Annotated in this window: 17 protein-coding genes; 1 reads left to right on the top strand and 16 read right to left on the bottom strand. The window is 45.0% G+C overall.

Features of this window, described 5'->3' with window-relative positions:
- Positions 1-2: 2 nt before the first annotated feature.
- The 13 genes from IRE19_RS16875 to IRE19_RS16935 form a co-directional block, all read right to left on the bottom strand.
- Positions 3-1,118: a lysozyme family protein gene (locus IRE19_RS16875; RefSeq protein ID WP_203341287.1), complete on the bottom strand. Its 1,116-nt coding sequence runs from the start codon at positions 1,116-1,118 to the stop codon at positions 3-5.
- Position 1,119: 1 nt separating this feature from the next.
- Positions 1,120-3,078 (bottom strand): VirB4 family type IV secretion system protein, encoded by a 1,959-nt coding sequence (locus tag IRE19_RS16880; RefSeq protein WP_203341288.1) that lies wholly within the window; start codon positions 3,076-3,078, stop codon positions 1,120-1,122.
- A gap of 11 nt (positions 3,079-3,089) precedes the next feature.
- Positions 3,090-3,719 (bottom strand): TraC-like domain-containing protein, encoded by a 630-nt coding sequence (locus tag IRE19_RS16885; protein ID WP_203341289.1) that lies wholly within the window; start codon positions 3,717-3,719, stop codon positions 3,090-3,092.
- A gap of 2 nt (positions 3,720-3,721) precedes the next feature.
- A complete protein-coding gene (locus IRE19_RS16890; RefSeq protein ID WP_203341290.1) occupies positions 3,722-4,015 on the bottom strand; it encodes a DUF5592 family protein in 294 nt (97 codons plus the stop codon).
- A 56-nt stretch (positions 4,016-4,071) separates the two neighbouring features.
- The gene (locus tag IRE19_RS16895) at positions 4,072-6,438 is read right to left on the bottom strand and encodes a pLS20_p028 family conjugation system transmembrane protein (protein WP_203341291.1); all 2,367 of its coding nucleotides are present in this window, start codon (positions 6,436-6,438) and stop codon (positions 4,072-4,074) included.
- A gap of 31 nt (positions 6,439-6,469) precedes the next feature.
- Positions 6,470-6,868, bottom strand: a complete 399-nt coding sequence (locus tag IRE19_RS16900) for a membrane lipoprotein lipid attachment site-containing protein (protein ID WP_203341292.1) — start codon at positions 6,866-6,868, stop codon at positions 6,470-6,472.
- A 43-nt stretch (positions 6,869-6,911) separates the two neighbouring features.
- Positions 6,912-7,346, bottom strand: coding sequence for a hypothetical protein (locus tag IRE19_RS16905; RefSeq protein WP_203341293.1), 435 nt, complete (start codon positions 7,344-7,346; stop codon positions 6,912-6,914).
- On the bottom strand, positions 7,343-7,579 hold the full coding sequence (locus IRE19_RS16910; RefSeq protein ID WP_203341294.1) for a hypothetical protein: 237 nt from the start codon (positions 7,577-7,579) through the stop codon (positions 7,343-7,345). Before IRE19_RS16910 ends, IRE19_RS16905 begins: the two co-directional genes overlap by 4 nt.
- A complete protein-coding gene (locus tag IRE19_RS16915; protein WP_203341295.1) occupies positions 7,576-10,101 on the bottom strand; it encodes a VirD4-like conjugal transfer protein, CD1115 family in 2,526 nt (841 codons plus the stop codon). The genes IRE19_RS16910 and IRE19_RS16915 overlap by 4 nt, the downstream gene beginning before the upstream one ends.
- Positions 10,102-10,116: 15 nt before the next feature.
- Complete coding sequence (locus tag IRE19_RS16920; RefSeq protein ID WP_203341296.1) at positions 10,117-11,238, bottom strand: hypothetical protein; 1,122 nt, start codon at positions 11,236-11,238, stop codon at positions 10,117-10,119.
- Positions 11,239-11,310: 72 nt separating this feature from the next.
- Positions 11,311-11,538: a hypothetical protein gene (locus IRE19_RS16925; protein WP_203341297.1), complete on the bottom strand. Its 228-nt coding sequence runs from the start codon at positions 11,536-11,538 to the stop codon at positions 11,311-11,313.
- A 33-nt stretch (positions 11,539-11,571) separates the two neighbouring features.
- Positions 11,572-11,757, bottom strand: a complete 186-nt coding sequence (locus tag IRE19_RS16930; protein WP_203341298.1) for a hypothetical protein — start codon at positions 11,755-11,757, stop codon at positions 11,572-11,574.
- Between the two features lie 294 nt (positions 11,758-12,051).
- A complete protein-coding gene (locus IRE19_RS16935) occupies positions 12,052-12,543 on the bottom strand; it encodes a helix-turn-helix domain-containing protein (protein ID WP_203341299.1) in 492 nt (163 codons plus the stop codon).
- A 437-nt stretch (positions 12,544-12,980) separates the two neighbouring features.
- Here IRE19_RS16935 and IRE19_RS16940 point away from each other — a divergent pair, with 437 nt between their 5' ends.
- Positions 12,981-13,205 carry a helix-turn-helix domain-containing protein gene (locus IRE19_RS16940; RefSeq protein WP_203341300.1) on the top strand — a complete coding sequence of 75 codons (225 nt, stop codon included), beginning with the start codon at positions 12,981-12,983 and terminating at the stop codon, positions 13,203-13,205.
- 7 nt (positions 13,206-13,212) lie between these two features.
- Here IRE19_RS16940 and IRE19_RS16945 read toward each other — a convergent pair whose 3' ends face one another.
- The 3 genes from IRE19_RS16945 to IRE19_RS16955 form a co-directional block, all read right to left on the bottom strand.
- Complete coding sequence (locus IRE19_RS16945; RefSeq protein WP_149456992.1) at positions 13,213-13,485, bottom strand: hypothetical protein; 273 nt, start codon at positions 13,483-13,485, stop codon at positions 13,213-13,215.
- Positions 13,486-14,248: 763 nt separating this feature from the next.
- Positions 14,249-14,710: a hypothetical protein gene (locus IRE19_RS16950; RefSeq protein ID WP_203341301.1), complete on the bottom strand. Its 462-nt coding sequence runs from the start codon at positions 14,708-14,710 to the stop codon at positions 14,249-14,251.
- The gene (locus IRE19_RS16955; RefSeq protein ID WP_149456994.1) at positions 14,703-15,512 is read right to left on the bottom strand and encodes a ParA family protein; all 810 of its coding nucleotides are present in this window, start codon (positions 15,510-15,512) and stop codon (positions 14,703-14,705) included. Before IRE19_RS16955 ends, IRE19_RS16950 begins: the two co-directional genes overlap by 8 nt.
- Between the last annotated feature and the right edge of the window lie 925 nt (positions 15,513-16,437).

A 16,437-nucleotide genomic window follows, 5' to 3' on the forward strand; every position in this document is an offset into this window, starting at 1 on the left:
CGTTATGCCTCCTTGAATAAGAAGGGAGCAGGATCCATATACCCGCCCCACATCTGGGTTTTGATTTCAAAATGAAGATGCGAACCGAAAGAGCGTCCGGTATTGCCGCACATGCCGACTTGATTGCCGCCCTCGACCTTTTGGCTTACCTGAACGCTGATGCGGCTTAAATGCGCGTAGGTGGTGAATGAATTGACCGCATGCTGAACGGTGACGACGTTCCCGTAACCGCCATACGTGCCGGCATAAACGATGGTGCCGTCTTTCACCGAATGGATGGAATCCGCCTCACTGCAGCCGAGGTCAATGCCGTCATGATGTTCCGGTCCCGCGCCGATGTTCCGCCAGCCATAGTTTGAAGTGACGCGCATTTCATTGCTGACAGGGGCGGCCAAGTCTCCCGCAATCATTGCCGAGTTCCCGGTACTGGCAGACGGCAAATACTTCAGTACGGCTTCCACATACCCGATATCCCCGTAACACGCACTGTGCTGAATCGCTTCCGGGCGGTTGCATGTATAGAGGCCGGTGTGCGCTAGTTTCTGATACTGCAATTGCGAAAAGGAAATGGCCAACTCCTTTGTATAGGAACCTCCATTCTTCAATACATAGTCGATGAAGCCACTCCCGAAGTTGTAGCTTTGCAGCGTCAGCTTGATATCCTTCTTGGCGCTTTCAAAGACGGAAACGAAGTGTTTTACGCCATAAGCAATGCTTTCAACCGGATTGGTGATGCAGCCAATGGCACCGCATTTCGATTCGCTGGCTTGCATCGGATCGTTCCCTTTTCCGCCGGATTCCTGCATCATCAGCGCCAACAATAATTCGGTCTGCCCTTCCATCTCGTACTTGGCCAGCTCGCTTGAAATGGCATCTCGGTATTGGGCGACCTCCGGCGAAACGGACGCAGGACCTGTTCCCATGCCGTCTCCCGAAGACCCATCATCCCGACTGGAGAACATCGAGAAGATGCCTGCTGTGAAAATCAAGACAATCACGATGGCCAAAGCGGAACCGATGATGATCAGTTTGGCTTGCAGGCCAATGGGATTGTATTTCAACAGCGCTAATTTCAGCGCGGTCTTGGCCAGTTGCGCCTTTGAACGGGGCTGCGGCATGTTACGCACCTCCACCGAACATCGCCAGCTCCCGTTTCGATACATCGACAGAGAAGACAATGTTCTTGTCTCCGGAAATCGAGAGCACGACCTTTCCAGTTTCGAGATGTGGAATGACGCGTGTCTCCGAATCGGTCAGCTGCCCTGTGAATACATTCTGGATGGCCGATAAGGATTGGGCGTCCTGTTGTCCGATGAATTTGTATTGCGTCAAATCGAATAGGGCTTTGACATTTTCCGCATACTCGTTATTGGAACCGTCCGGCACAAAATCGGAAATGAGGTGCGAGGCGAAGAACAGCCCGCCGAAATACTTCCGCGCTTCCCGCATGAACTTGTTCAAATACAGCACCGCCGGCTGGGAAACTTCCCGCGTGTTGATGAGGTGATGCCCTTCATCGATCAGGACCAGGAACTTCGATGCGTCTTCAAAGGCGAGCTTTCCTTTGTTGTAGGCATTGAACTGGGGCGCCCCTTCGGAAATCATGCTGTCCCACAACATGTTCAGGATGCTGAATATCTGCGCCTGATAGATTTCCGATTTCAAGTTGGTCAAATTCCGGAGTGGAAACGACACGATGCCTTCCTCATCAAAACTCTCAATGGAAGACGTGCCGTCGAAGATGCTGCCGTAGTTGTCGACCAAGTTCGTCAGGGACAGTTCGATATTCGACAGCCGCAACTCTCGCTCCTGGGCTAAGTTCTCATGGCGGATTTGCTGCTCAAAGTCGTGGTACAGTTCCGCTCTTACTAGAGAAAGAAGGTCCGAGAACGTCGGGTATTCGTTCGCTTGGAATTGGGTAATCGGAATGATTTCATCCGGATCTCTTGACCATAATTTCCGTTCCACATAGAGTTTGCGAAGCAGAATTTCAAACTCCGTACTTTCGGTCGCATTGGCCTGCGGATTGATGAAGTTGTAGAACACGCTCATTTTGGATAGGTGCTGCGTAAAGGATTGCGTCTCGTTGGTGGAGCCGTCTTCCTCATTCGTCACCGTCTTGAATACCTGGAGCGGGTTGATGATCCCGCGCGAGCCATCCAGCGCAATCTCTTTGCCGCCCATCTCTTCGACCAGGCTTCTGAATTCGCCGGTCACGTCCAGGATGCGGACTTTGTTGCCTTTGCTGGCTTGATCCATCACCGTTTTCTTTAGCAGCGTCGATTTCCCGGAGCCCATCTTCCCGACCATCAAGGCGTTATAGGACTTGCGGTTTTTGTCTTTGTGGAACAGGTCAAAGACCACGCTGCCGTTGGTCTCGGTGGTACCGTAATAAGTGCCGTGTGCATCTGTCAGGCTGGTGTAATGGAACGGATAGCCGCCGGCAACCGACAGGGCTTGGATCTCTTTGCCTTTCCGTTTATTGATGAACTGCAGCTGGTTGTCGTAGCTGGCGAATATGCCGGACCACAAATAATCCTGTTCATTCAGCAACACCGAACCTCTAAAGTTGAGGCTTTCCAGTTCATCCAATACCTGACGCACGCGCTGCTCCAACTCTTCGAATGTCTGAGCCTTCACATAAGCCCGGAGATGGATGCGTTTCATGATTTCGCCTTTGGTGATTTGCTGGTAGACGCCATCAAGCTCCTCGTAACTGGTTCTGGCATCGATGCGGTCGACGTTGTCTTTCGCTGTCTGGTAGCGGGTATTCTGTTCCGCCATGGATTTGTTGATGGACTCGATGATTTCTTTCTTGTCGGCTGTGGCAACGTCCAGTGTGACCACTGCGTGTTCAATCCGCATCAGTTCCTCCAGCCAGAAGTCGCTGACCAAGGATTGGTACTTGTAGACATGAATGCAGGAAATGTAGCCGTCCCCTGTCTTCACGTAGCCGCTTTCGAATTTGATGCCGCCCTGTGGTTGAATTTTCGAGAGCAGGTAAGGATTGAATCCCCTTTCCGCTTTTACTTCTTCGTCATTTCGAGGCTTGATCAAAGTGCTTAAGAAATTCAGCATGTTGTGTCCTCCTATACTTCGGATAGTGGTTTCGAGTTTAAATTCGCCAGCTGATACAGGATACTCAGCTTCTTATCGAGCGGTAGTTCAACAAGCGGGTTGCTGCGTGCCATTAACTTTCGGGCATGAACCTTGTTCTCCAGCATGGCTTTCTCATCATTGCTGTAGAGGAACAGGAAGAATTCGCGGTCTGTGCGGTTGTTTTCGAGAAACTCCAGGTCTTTCAATTTCTTTTCCAAATGTGGCAGGTAATAGGGATTCTGATTCCGCCGAATGTCGCGCAGGACATGCCGTTTCGGAATCTCCAGATTGACGGGCGTATTGAGCGGGACCACTTTAACCGAGGGCAGGTACGCTTGGAAAAAGTGAGCCAGTGAATAGATATCGTTGTCTTTATCCGTCTCATTCAATGAATAGATGTCCTTGCTGGTGATTTGCAGGATTTCCATGAATTCCCCGTTCCGCATTACAAAGAATTCGGAATCGGTGATGTCCACGATGGGCGCGATGTCCGCGAACGAGGACAGGACTTTCTTTTTCGTGCTGCGCGCTTTCCGTTCTGCCACGATGTCCCGTTCATCCAGCAAGGCAGGTCGGGTTTGGGATGTCGACCGTTTCTTTGTTTCTTCAAATAAAGCCATTTTTATTCCCCCTCTTCGTAATCAATTGCACTGTACGTATCTTTTTTTCGGACCAGTGCGTAGAGGATGGCCTGATTCATCCGTTTCTGCGGGTTCGTGGCAGGGCGGATGATCAAGAACAGCCCGAACAGCACAACGAAGCCTGTAAACGGCCAGACCAGCGACGAATGGACAAAAGGCAAGACAATCATCCGCAGCAAGATCAACCCGATTATTAGGAAAAGGTCGAACAGGTATAGCGCCTTGTTGATTTTCAGCTCCGTCGTAATTTCATTCGGGATTTGGTAGATCCTCATCGTTGTCAGCTCCTTTATGAAAAAAGGACAGCGCAGTTTTGCGCCGTCCTCATCGATTATCTATTTCTTCTGTAATTCTTGATGCGGTCCAGTGTGTTCGACTCTTGTTGATTCAAGTTATGCATGCGCGGTCGGCGGCTCTCATTCACACGCGTTCTATCGGTCTGTTGCGTATCTTGCAGTTGATTCCGATTGACTGTCGTTTCATTCACGATGTTCTCGCGGGAAGAACTGTCTTGGTTGATTGTCCGGTTGCTTCCGCCGCTCGATGTCGATGAACCTCCCGAAGCAGCTGGTGCTTCAGAATTAAAGCCGCCTGCACCCGAACCACGACTCGTATTCTCGGTCACGTTTCGGGAACCCTGCGCGATATTGCTTTGTGATTCAGTCACCACAACGTTTTCATCAATTGTTTGATCACCGCCGGAGCGATTGATAGTGGTGGTCGTTTGCTGCCGTCCAGAAGAGCCGCTGCTGTTTTCTGTGCGACTTTGTGAAGTTGTCGAAGAAGGAGCAGAGCTGCTTGTATTTGGACTGGCTGCAGCACTTGGACCCGAACCGGAACTTCCGGCTGAGTTATCACGAACCGTCGCATGGCCGTCTGCTTGTTCATTGATGCTTTCGACCTCGTAATCCGTCCGGCCTGTTGTCCGTTGCTCCATGCGTTCATTTTGGACACTTTCGGCAGTTGATGCCGCTGACGACCCGCCATTCGAACGATCATCATCGTTTGGTGAAGGTGCAGAACCAGCCGAACTTACTTGCCTTAAACTGCCTCCAGAAGCACTGGAATCGACGCGTTCTACATCGTTTGGTGAAGGTGTATGTCCTCCGGCTGCTCCCGCGCCTTGCGAGGGCTCCAGAGGGCCTTTTTCGCCGCTAGGCAAATTCTCTTTAGCAGAATTGACGTTTCCAGGAGAGTTGTTGCCGTTTCCGGATGTTCCGTTTGTTTCTGTTTTGCCTTTCGAAAGTTTAATGCCGTCATTCGGTGATGGCGCCTGTTCGTTTTTAGCGTCCTCATTTTTTTCAGCCAATCCAGCGTTGGTTCCTTTGTTGCCGGCCATTCCGCCAACAGCAACTCCAGCGGCTGTACCCCGAGCACCGTGTGCCCCACCTGCATCTTCACTGGCATTCGGTGACGCGGCACTTTCAGTAGCGGAACCATTCTTGGTACGTCCGCCAGTTGCCGTTCCGCTCTTGCCCTCTTCATCGTCTTCTTCTGAATCACCGGAACCACGGGAACCGTTGGCACGATTCATGGTATTCATGACAGCACCCCCGGCACCCGAAATCAGTTTGCCGCCGGCATACGCGCCAGCCAAGACGCCCCATCCGTTTTTCAGGCCGGCATCAATGCCGAATAACCGTTCCACGATGTTCGGTCCATCGATTACGGCAACCGAGAACGCAATCAACGCAATCAAATACGCCAAACCATCCAGTTCAGCAGCCACATAAGCGGTGCCAATCATGTAAATTTTCATGGAGAGGAAGATCAGGATGATGACGAGAAATGTATTCAGAATCGATTGCATGATTTTTTTGGTCTTTTGGCCATCGTGGATATCAGCCGGTGCCACAAGTAAGGCCAGGATGTAGTTGAACGTTAATTCAAAAGACAGCCTGGCCAGTTTGTATGCGATTGAGAAAAGCGTGAACGCCATGACAGCCAATGTCGTCAGCAATGTCAGCCAATTCACGTCGTAGCGATAATACCGTTCATTCGTCCAGGGCATCAGTTTACTGTCTTCCAATTCCACCAATTCTTTTTCACTCACAGACCATGTTAATTTATGCGCGAGTATTTCTCTCCCGTCCGGTGTCAGTTCCAATTCTGTCCGCTTTTTATCCAGCTTTTCTGTAACGGAAAGATGACCAATCATGGAAAGCGGCAGCGTATTGGATGGATCGATGTCGGTTGTTTCCCATCCGCCTTTATCAAACTCCATTAAATCCGTGAGCTGCCTCGAAACGATGTTGTCCGATAAAGAACCTTCCCCTTCATTGTACAGCTCGGTTGTATTGATGGCGTTGATGGCCTCATCGGTAAATTCATTGGCTTTGCCCATTCCTTGGGACAGAGCGACGACAATGATCAAGGCGATAAACAAGTTCATGGCCATGCCTTCTCGGTCGAATTTCTTCTGGAATATCAGCATATAACCGGCGTAGAGCAGGCTGAACGCTAAAAGAATGTACAAAAAAGGGCGTATCGTGTCAACGAACGCCGCAATTTCTGGATTCTGAAAGAATTGTTTGACGAGCAACACGTCGTCTGTCACGCTTTCGAGTCCATCTACTATAAAGGCAAGCCCTTTGATAAACACCCACCCCAACCAGCGCACCATGTCGCTGATTGGAGTACCGACGCTTAAAAACTCGCTAAATTCCTCAATCTTTTCTACAATTTCCGCGTCTTTCATACAACCTCACTCCTTATCAAACCGCAGGAAATCATTTATGGAGATTTACAAAATGCTCAAGTTCTTGCGTCAACTCCATGTCTTCGTAACTTTCCACATCCAAATTCCCTTTCACCTCATTGTCCTCAACATAATAAAGCTCGTTGTACCGGTCAAAGCCATCGAACGGCAAGACGGGATTGCTTTCTTCCGCTCCTTCTTCCGATAGATACGAATTGTACATGCCGATTTCAACCTTTTCGTTCTCCGCTACCTCTTTCACATACGCCTGAAAGTCTTGGTCGTTTTCATTCACAATTAACAAAAAGCCATCTTTATCTTCTTCCATGTACTCTTTCATGTCTCCGATGTAAATCTGTTTGAAGTATTCCTTTTCACTGCAAGCGGCTAATAGAAGAACGATGCCTACCAAAGCGACGATTCTTTTCATAAAATCACTCCTAATTATTAGTTATGACAATGCTTCATTACCATTACCTTAGTTTCGCGCTGGTTTCCTCCACTCCGTAACTTAAGGAGCCGAAAGTCACTACCTCTTTGTCTGGGTAATGTTCTTTGAAGCATTGAAGAAATGCACTTCTGTCTAACTTAACATAACAAGCTGGGTTCATTACAGGGGATAGGACCTTTCCATCACCTACATCCACGGTTAGATAATCCCCTTTGGTTTCATCGTAAAAGGTGTATTCGAATACAAATACCTGGTCAAAATAATTGTTTTCCATCACATCAAATAGAATATCGCCTTCCGCTTTGGTGTAATAGGGTGAGAAATAATCTGACAGTTTTTGCAGGGTTGTGGCCTTCTTCATCGCTTCTTCCCTATTCTGTGCTTCAAAGACGTGATTGGTACCGACCGATATTTCGAATTCATCGCTCTGGTAGAGAAACGAAACTGCGTAATTCATTTTAGGTGACCTCCTTTAGTCGGGTGCTGTGCTAGTAAATCGTGTACCGCTAGATCCAATTGGTCGTCAAACTGTTCAATCAACGTGACAATTTTCTTTTTGCCATCCGGGTTCTCTTCTTTATACACCGTCAGCATGCCGTCCGTTAGTTTAACGGTCAAGACTTCTCCAGCATCGAGCCGGTCTTCGCGCGACAGCAAATAGCGGTCCAGCTGCTCTATTTTCTCGTTCATCCAGTTACACGCTCCTCTTCTTCTTTTATTTTCGTTAATGTGCCGTTTATCTTCGTTAAGATGACGGAGCAGAACTTGTCTTCGATTTGGTGATTGTTGGCCAAGATGAATTCACGGAAGTCGACGATGCCCATGTCCAGGTATTGTTCTGGGTTTTCAGCATCGACATTTTTAAGGAAGGTACTGTTGAAGAGCTGCTGAACTTTGTAGTGATCATTCACGAACTGATTGAAGTCGATTTCTTTCTGCATCTCCGCTCTTCGTTTCTCGTGCCGTGCAGCGGCTTTCTTCTGTTTGACCGAAGCGACGGCTGCCGATTTTTCAGCACCCTCCTTTTCTAGCAACTGTTTGATTAAGTTATCCGCAAAGTTATTCGTAGTAAATGAAGCCCGAAGCTGGTTCAAGTCCGTCATGGAATGCTCGCATGGGATATCGATGTCGTTAATGGAATTATCGGTATTGTAATACGCCGACAGGTACTCCCAGCGATATTTGAGCGCGGTTTTGCCGGTCAAGAAAATCGGATACGACTTGATGCGCTTCCGGTCCTTGTCCTGGCGTTTGATGATGCGGATCACAATCATCTCCCCTTCTTTCAGCCCCATGACTTCGGTAGCCGTCATCAGTCTCCTCGAATCCACACTCTCTGTCTTCGACTTGCTCATGGACAATGTCTGGCCGGAGCGGGACTTCGTGAGGATCGTTTCATCGCCCAGTTTCTTGGAAATCAATTCAGCCGTCGATTCGTCTGCGGTCAATAGATAGAGTGTATTCCCGCAGTTGCCGTCAATGGTCTTCCAGTCGTCGCCATACAGGTTTTCAAGCTGCGCGTAGGCTTGGATAACCAAATTGAAGCGGATGTTCCGGCCTAGGCAAACCGTGACGATATTGGCCATCCCTTCAATCGCTGGCATGTTCCCGAATTCATCCAGGATAAAGATGACTTCACGATGACACTTGCCGCCTTCCGAGTTCGAGGCGATGCGGGCTAAGTTCGTATAGACTTGCTTGACGTAAAGCGACGCAATGACGTTCAACGTGGCATCGTAATCCGGCACAATCATAAACACCGCGGTCGGCTTATCTAATTCCATGAGTGCTTGTATTTCCACGTTACCACTCACAACTTCGTGTTCCAGGAGCCCTTCGTGAATCCTCACGCCATCTTTCCGCTCCCGTTCAATCAATCCAGTGACATTCACCACAGTTTCCTCTTTGCCGGCCCTTACAGTGAAGGAATCGCCAACCTGTAGCGGGTGCTTATGGAACAGCGTGAACATGCCGTCTGCGTCCGTCCGGATCGTGGCCGTTTCATTACTAGAAAAAGTGACATGAATGCGTGTATCTGGAGTGGTCTTCCCTTTGATCCAGCGGGAAAAGCCGATTTTCGACATATCGAATGAATTCCGAGATGTCAGCTTTGCCGTTCCGTCCAGCGTGAAGACACCGAGTTTGGCATTGGCGTTGGCTAAGATACTGGCCCGCGTTTGACCGCTGGAGAAGTTGATCGTTGCATACTGCATCTTGGCCGGATGATTCTCAGGGAACTTGGAAAAGAAATCATCCAGGGCACTTACTTCCTCTTCGTCTTCATTCATCACGGTGCGCGTCCCTAAATCCGAGAGCATCAACGCGACGTTGTACATGTTGATTTTCTCCCGCTCCAGTTTGCATTGTTCGCACAAAGCTAAGATAAGCGCAGTACATAAATCCGTTGCCGAGTTCGCCCAGAAGGGATCCTTTGCTTTCGGGTCGTGGTAAAGCATGAAGGCCACGGAGCGGGCGTATTGCTGTGATAAGGAATAGTTGCCTTCCATGAACGCATCGATGGTGAGCTGCAGCAGATTGTAGGACATGCTCTGGATGGGATTCATCAGATTCAGGACTTCGACGTGATACCCCAGCCCTTCGAGCGTATCTTTGGAAGCTGCGTACAGTTCGCCTTTTGGATCGTTCAGAATCATGCTGGCTTGCTTCTCGGCACGGCTGTAGATGTCGATGGCCGAGAAGACGAATGTTTCCCCCTTCCCGCTTCGCGTGGTTCCGATGACCATGTTATTCACGGGACTGTCATCGATGAAGATCCGCTTCTTATGCCGGGCCACCGGCACCCCGCCGCTGCCTTTGAACTTCTCCCCTTTTTCGGGGACATCTCGGTACTGTTGCTGGATTTCCTTAAACGTAGTGAAACGGGCACTGCCTTTCTGCTCCTTCTTGATTTGGCCAAAGTTGGTGATGTATTTGAATGTAAGTACAACAGCCGGCACAAACGCGAACAAGAACAGCACAGCATAGACAAGGCTTGCTGTTTCTAAGAAGGGGAAAGTATAAAACATTTCCACTGTCAGATTGATCGGCTCCGGTTCAAGTAGGCTTCGGGTATTGAATGTCTTTTGGAACACTTCAACGATTACATTCAACAAGGTATTCAGTGTAAGAAAAAAGACCAAGAATGACAGCGCCAGTAGCAGCAATGGAATCCCGATCTTCTTCAGGTAATAAATAAAACTTTCATTGAACATCCATCTCTTCCTCCTTTACAGCGTCGCCAATTCGTCTTGTTTCTTCTTCAATTCATCCGTGATGCCTTTAATGGCCTTGTCGTCCTTTTTCTTGGCTTTCTTGGCTTCCGCTAACTTATCCTCAAGTGTTTTGATTTCGGCTGTCAGGACTTCGTGCAAATCAATTTTCTGTTTCAATTCATCGCTGTTGTTATTGTTCAGCTCTGCTTTGGCATCTTCAAGCTTTCCAAGTTTCAGCAAGCCATACGTTTTCATCTCGGAACGTTCGACCGTCATGTTGATGGAAGGGAGGTTCATCATCAATTCGTAGTCTCCTTCAAAGTAAGCCAAATCGAATCGGGCTTCGTTTGTCGGATACAGCTGATTGAACTCATTGATTTGCTTGATTTTCTCCTCTTTGTCCAATTGAGGGTTCTTCAGGATGAGCGTTTCCACATACACGGTATCCTCCATGATCTCTACAGCCTTCTCAAATTCACTTTTTTCGAGATAAAGAGCGGCCAGTATCCGTTTTTGGCTTTCACTCAACGTGTCCTGGGCTTCTAGGGATTCCAAGAACTCTTCCTCTTCTCCCAATAAGCCGTATTCATAGGTTTCAATCGTTTGTTCCTGCTGGTCAACAATGCTTCGTCCTTCCTCCAAAGCTCGCTCATACTGCACTTTCTGCAGGAAGAACAAAGCGCCCAGGAACAACAACCCTGCGCCTAAGACGCCGGCTAAGGAGTATACCGTAACCCGCTGCCACTTCTTCAAACGGGAGATGCGGTCTTTATCGACATTGACGAGTGTCCGGTCAATCGTTTCCTCTTTCTTGAATTCTTCCGGCGTTTGTTTTTCAATCTGTTCCAACAAAAAGAGCTTGTCTGCCTGTTTATCCTTATCCACGCGGATTTTTGTCGCCTTGTCCTTGATCTGGTGATAAAGATTCGGATAATCGTAGGACCCAAAGTTGAATACCCCTTTATATAGATCAAGGCCATCTTTGCCGATGACAAAGAACTCCGCAGCTGCTTCGTGTTGTTCGTTGCGGTAAGCCAATTCCAGTTCGTGCGTGAGTGCCACCGCTTGGCTAAACTCCAGCTTCTCATGGTTCGGAATGGAATCAGCAGGAGCGCCCACGAATAATATCTTCAACATATAATAATTCTCCTTTCGCCGGTTAATAGAAAGAAGCCGCTCATTCCGGAGCGGCTTCTTCTTGTATAGTTATTAAAATTTAATGTTGCTGTCAATGCTTTCTGCAATCCCATAGGCACCCATTACCACAACTAATCCGACCGCTGCTCCGATAAAAAAGCCGATTGCTTTCGGCCGTCCGCGATCTCCGCCCAGCATCAGGAAGTACCCTCCAGCACAAAAAGCGATAGCTGCGGCGATTAAGCCCAGTCTTTGCGCCCATTCCAATATGGCGAGACCTGTGTCGATTAATCCATCCATTGAAAACCCTCCCTAGTCGTTTTCTTCTTCGTTTTATGAAGCCGATCCAGGACTGACGGCTTTCCGTTCCTTCTTCAAGAGGTTCATCAACAACGGAATGTTCTCGGAAATCACTTCCCGATGCTTTTCCTCTAACCAGTCGTCGTAATCTTTGCCGTTATAGGCCAAGAGATCCTCTGCATTCGTCTTCAGTTCTTTTTGTTCTTTCGTTGCTGCCATTCCTAAAACCGCCTTTCGAGTTGTTTGGTAGTAGCACACCATTAAGAACAGTAAGGATAGGCGAATTTATAGCCGGTTCATTCGCTAACTCTATGCAGCCTATAGCTGCAACGCACAGGGTTTTTAGCTCACCCAGAACTACAATGTGGCAACGGGACAACAGCCAGTTTTAGGAGACTCTGGCCAAACCATCTCGACGTATATCTATACCGCAAGTTGCCATTTGCGACAGACACGCACTATGAAGTTGTCCTTTTTGTTGCTTACTGTTCTTAATGGCATGCTACTGATGGCTCATTTTACTTTTTTAATACCGTTTACTTTCAACAATTCGTCGTGGGCATTCTTCCGTTTGGCCAGAAGCTGTTTGTCCGAAATCACTGAACGCGTTCGATAGTAGAGATCCGCAATGTGACGAACTTCGCCGGACTCTTTCTCCACACCAACAGCTCCTTTCAATTCATACGTCTTTCCTTCGAATGTTTTTAAGCTGGATGCCGATGCCAATTCATATAGATAAAACCGCTCTGCCATCTGATTACACCTCGCTTCCGTGTTCTTGTCTTTAAACCGGACATGCTCCCAAGGAAAGTTCTTCATGGATATTCCCAGTGACTCGACCAGTAATCTCACATTCTGAGCGGTCGGGTTTTCGTTTTTTCGCTGTTCCCACATACTGATGGTGCTTTGCGGAATCTGTTTGCCGGTCCTGTCGGATAACTCCGACTGGGAAATGCCGAGTGCCATTCGTTGTTCCTTGATCCAATCGCCAAACCATACAGGCATTTTAAATCCCCCTATCAACGGTTCTAAAAACATAGCAATTTAGTGATTTGAGTGTATCAGCATACCGATAATATTACAACGGTATACCGATAAATAAAACAGTATACCGATACTTTAGGCCGATAAAGCCCTATTTCTAGGGTTTTTTGTAAGAGCGGCGTTTTTAGTTTTTAAGTCGAATGGTGTCGAATATAGGTGGGTATTGTAGGAGGGTTTTTGCAGTTCGGGATAAAGGAACACGAAACGTGGGCATATACACACCCGACACGATGACTTATGTATCATTTTGATTTTATCTGAATTTTGTAGGAAATCTATTGCCATTGTTAGGGATTATAGTTTGAGGTAAAATATCTTGTATTAAAGATTTATAAATGATCTGGTGAGTACAAGCGGTACATGGCATAAACCAGAATGTAAATGAAAAGAGGTATTGTATGCAAATTGATGAGGCAGTGACTACTCGAATTCAGCAGCTATTGAAGGAAAGAGGATGGACTCCAAACGAGTTGATCAGACGCTCGGGCGTCAAACAATCCACCATGGCCGAAATAATGTCTGGCAGATCCAAGTATCCGCGGATCAACACGATTAAGAATATTGCTCATGGATTCGGCATGACGCTGTCCGAATTTTTCGATCACAAAATGTTCGAGGATTAAGAAGCTATCAAGTAAAGAAATACGTTACGATCAGCATGATTAGGTAAAATGCAAGGAGCAGCGTAGCAATCCCGATAGCGAACCGAAGGATTGTTTTAAAGATGTAAACCAGTCCGCTCCAAAGGCTTTCAGAAAACATGGCCAAAACTACCAACACGCCCAACGGTAAAAATAAGCCTTTGGGAAGTGTTGCTACAAATAAGATGATCCCCAGAAAAAAAAGCCCCTTCAATTTAATATCCGCATTCATGAACTTCTCTTTTACTCTCGCAATTTCCATCGCTATTCCCTCCTTCTTTTATAAAAACTTATCAACTGTTGAGTCCGGTACACTTACAACGATAGTGTTGAGTTCACGATATCTAGACAAATCACCACTATCCATTTCAATAAGTTCGTATCCTTCGAACTATTCATTATTGGCTTGTGTAGGTGTGTTCTCTACTACTGGTTCATTAACACCGCAGGGGTCATTTCTTCTTTTCCCTCCTTTTATTTGTTTCAGCTAGGTTCCTTCTTGAACATCTGTTTCAAGGGTAACAATCTCTTGCGGATTTTTTCTGATTCGGTCCAGCCCAACATAAAGATGGTCGTTAAAAGTACAATTAAATAGTTGATTTTCTTTTTCATTTTAGCACTTCAATAATAGTTTTATTTAATGGTTCTTCATTCCTTATTGACTGGCACAAAATTTTACACACGGAGCTCAAATCATTTGCAATATTTATCCTCTATCACTTCTATATGAAACTAGCAGCCAATCAGATATGATTTACAATCATTCTATATTTTCTTTTGTAAAACATGAAACCCTCAGCATTTTTAATTGTTATCAGATACTGGCATGCTTGCATATGCGTATACACGTATGCAAGCATACATCTGACTAAATCTTCTAAAATAAAATCTGTTTAATTATCTACCTAACAAAGGTAGAAAAATCTACCTCGCAAAAGTAGAAATATCCACCTAACACAAGTAGAAATATCTACTTGTGTTAGGTGGATGGTTTTTAAGGAAAGAATAATAAGAACTCAATATGATTATTCTTCATTTTCATTAAAGAATTCTGTCATATACTCAAATTGCTTTTGTTGTCTGTCAGTCAATTCATTTTTTGTGTAATATTCTACAAGTTCTGAAATGATAGCATAGGTTTTATTTTCGTCCATGAATTTTCCAAGGACTCCAATTTGAGTATGAAGATCATGAGGAACTTTAATAGATTTGACATTATTATTTTTACCCACTACCGACTTAGTTTTGCGAGCAGGTTTTGTCTTTAGTTCAGAAACTGGAATTGCAGTTTTTTTCTCTACTGAAGGAATTGAGACAGCCTTTTCTTTATTGATAGGCTCATTACTTGTAAGTTGTAGTGGATTTGATTGCTCATTATTAAACTTAAAATCGTTTTGGCTACTTATTACTACAGGTTTTGGTCTCTCAAGAGTATTAGTTTTTGTTTTTTTCTTAATTAAAGGTCCTTTCTTTGAGTTTTCAGACATGGGTATTTTCCTCCTCAAATCTTGCAAGTTTTTCCTCGATTTCATCCACTACATCTAAAAAGGTTTGATGTGCTTTACGATCATGATGATCCTCGTTTTTAATTCCGGTTACATCCCAAGCCTTTAAGCGTTCTAAATGCTTTATAACATTTTTGAAGACATTATCCTCTCCAAAAAGTTCAGTGGCACGTTCAACTGTACTTTGATCAACTCGGCCCCCTGCTCTAAGAAGAACTGGCAATACACCAAGAACTTGTATATCTGCTTCATATTCGTCTGCCATAAATTGCAGATACGATACATAAGTTTCGGCACCTTCCAAAGATAGTTCTTGGGCTTGCAATATAATAAGGACATAATCAGAAGCCATCATGGCATTGTCAGAGTAATCACTGATAGTCGGTGGTACATCAATGAAAATATAGTCATAATCTGCTTTTAATGGTTCTAGTAGTGTTTTTAATAAAGTAATTTGATCTAAATCATTTTGATAGTTTTGATATAAAAATTTTGAAAAGTTTTTGAAAGAAACAGCTGCAGGAATCAAATCGAGATTTTCTGTAACTTTGACAACCACATCTCGGAGATTACCATTCTTGAAGCCATCAAATATAGTTTGATTAATCTCTTCAATTCCTGCTGATCGAGCAATCAAGGTACTCGCATTTCCCTGGGGGTCCATATCAACAAGCAATACCTTTTTATTATGTACTTTTGCATACTCCCAGCTCGTCATTACCGAGACTTTGGTTTTTCCTACTCCACCTTTAAAATTACCTACAACTATTGTTTTGGCTACCATCGCTATTCCTCCTAATTTTTATCTTCTAAACAAACTTCTACCTAACAAACTTCTACTTCTGTATATATCTGATAATAACACAAGTGGAAGTTCGTGAGAATATAAAGTTAAATGTAATACAACTGTAATATTTGATGAAAGATCTAACCATAAGTAGAAAAGTAGAAATATCTACTTATGTGAGGATGAACTTGTTATTAACGTAAGTAGATAAGTAGAAATATCTACTTTTGTGAGAATAGAGATAGTTCTAACATAGGTAGAAAAGTGGAAATATCTACTTCATTTATAAACTGAGCTTAATTAGCTATAAGTAGAAAAGTAGAAATATCTACTTATGTGAGAATAGATTTATTATTAACATAAGTAGAAAAGTAGAAATATCTACTTGCGTTAAAATGAATTACTTTATAACAGAAGTAGAAATATCTACTTCTGTTATAAAGTAATTAGAAGAAATTTTAGTTTAAACCCTTAGGAGACAATGTTTGTAGACAATATAAAGTGCTCGTAAATTATCACGCTAACTACATAAGTAGAAAAGTAGAAATATCTACTTGTGCGAAGTTCAAACTAAATATTACGTAGGTAGAAAAGTAGAAATATCTACTTTTGTGAGAATGAAAAATATTCTAGCACAAGTAGAAAAGTAGAAATATCTACTTGTGCAATAATAATGATATATTCTCACTAAAGTAGAAAAGTGGAAATATCTACTTATGCTAGAATGCTCTCGTTTATAACATAAGTAGAAAAGTAGAAATATCTACTTATGCGAAAAAGAATTTTATTCTAACAAAAGTAGAAAAGTGGAAATATCTACTTTTGTGCCCTTGGAAACCCTGATATAACGCTATTTACAGACTCTATTCATTGCTTTAGGTTATGAGGTAGAAGGAAATCTGTAGAGTTATTATTGGATAGG

Source organism: Planococcus beijingensis (assembly GCF_016820615.1).
GTDB lineage: Bacteria > Bacillota > Bacilli > Bacillales_A > Planococcaceae > Planococcus > Planococcus notacanthi.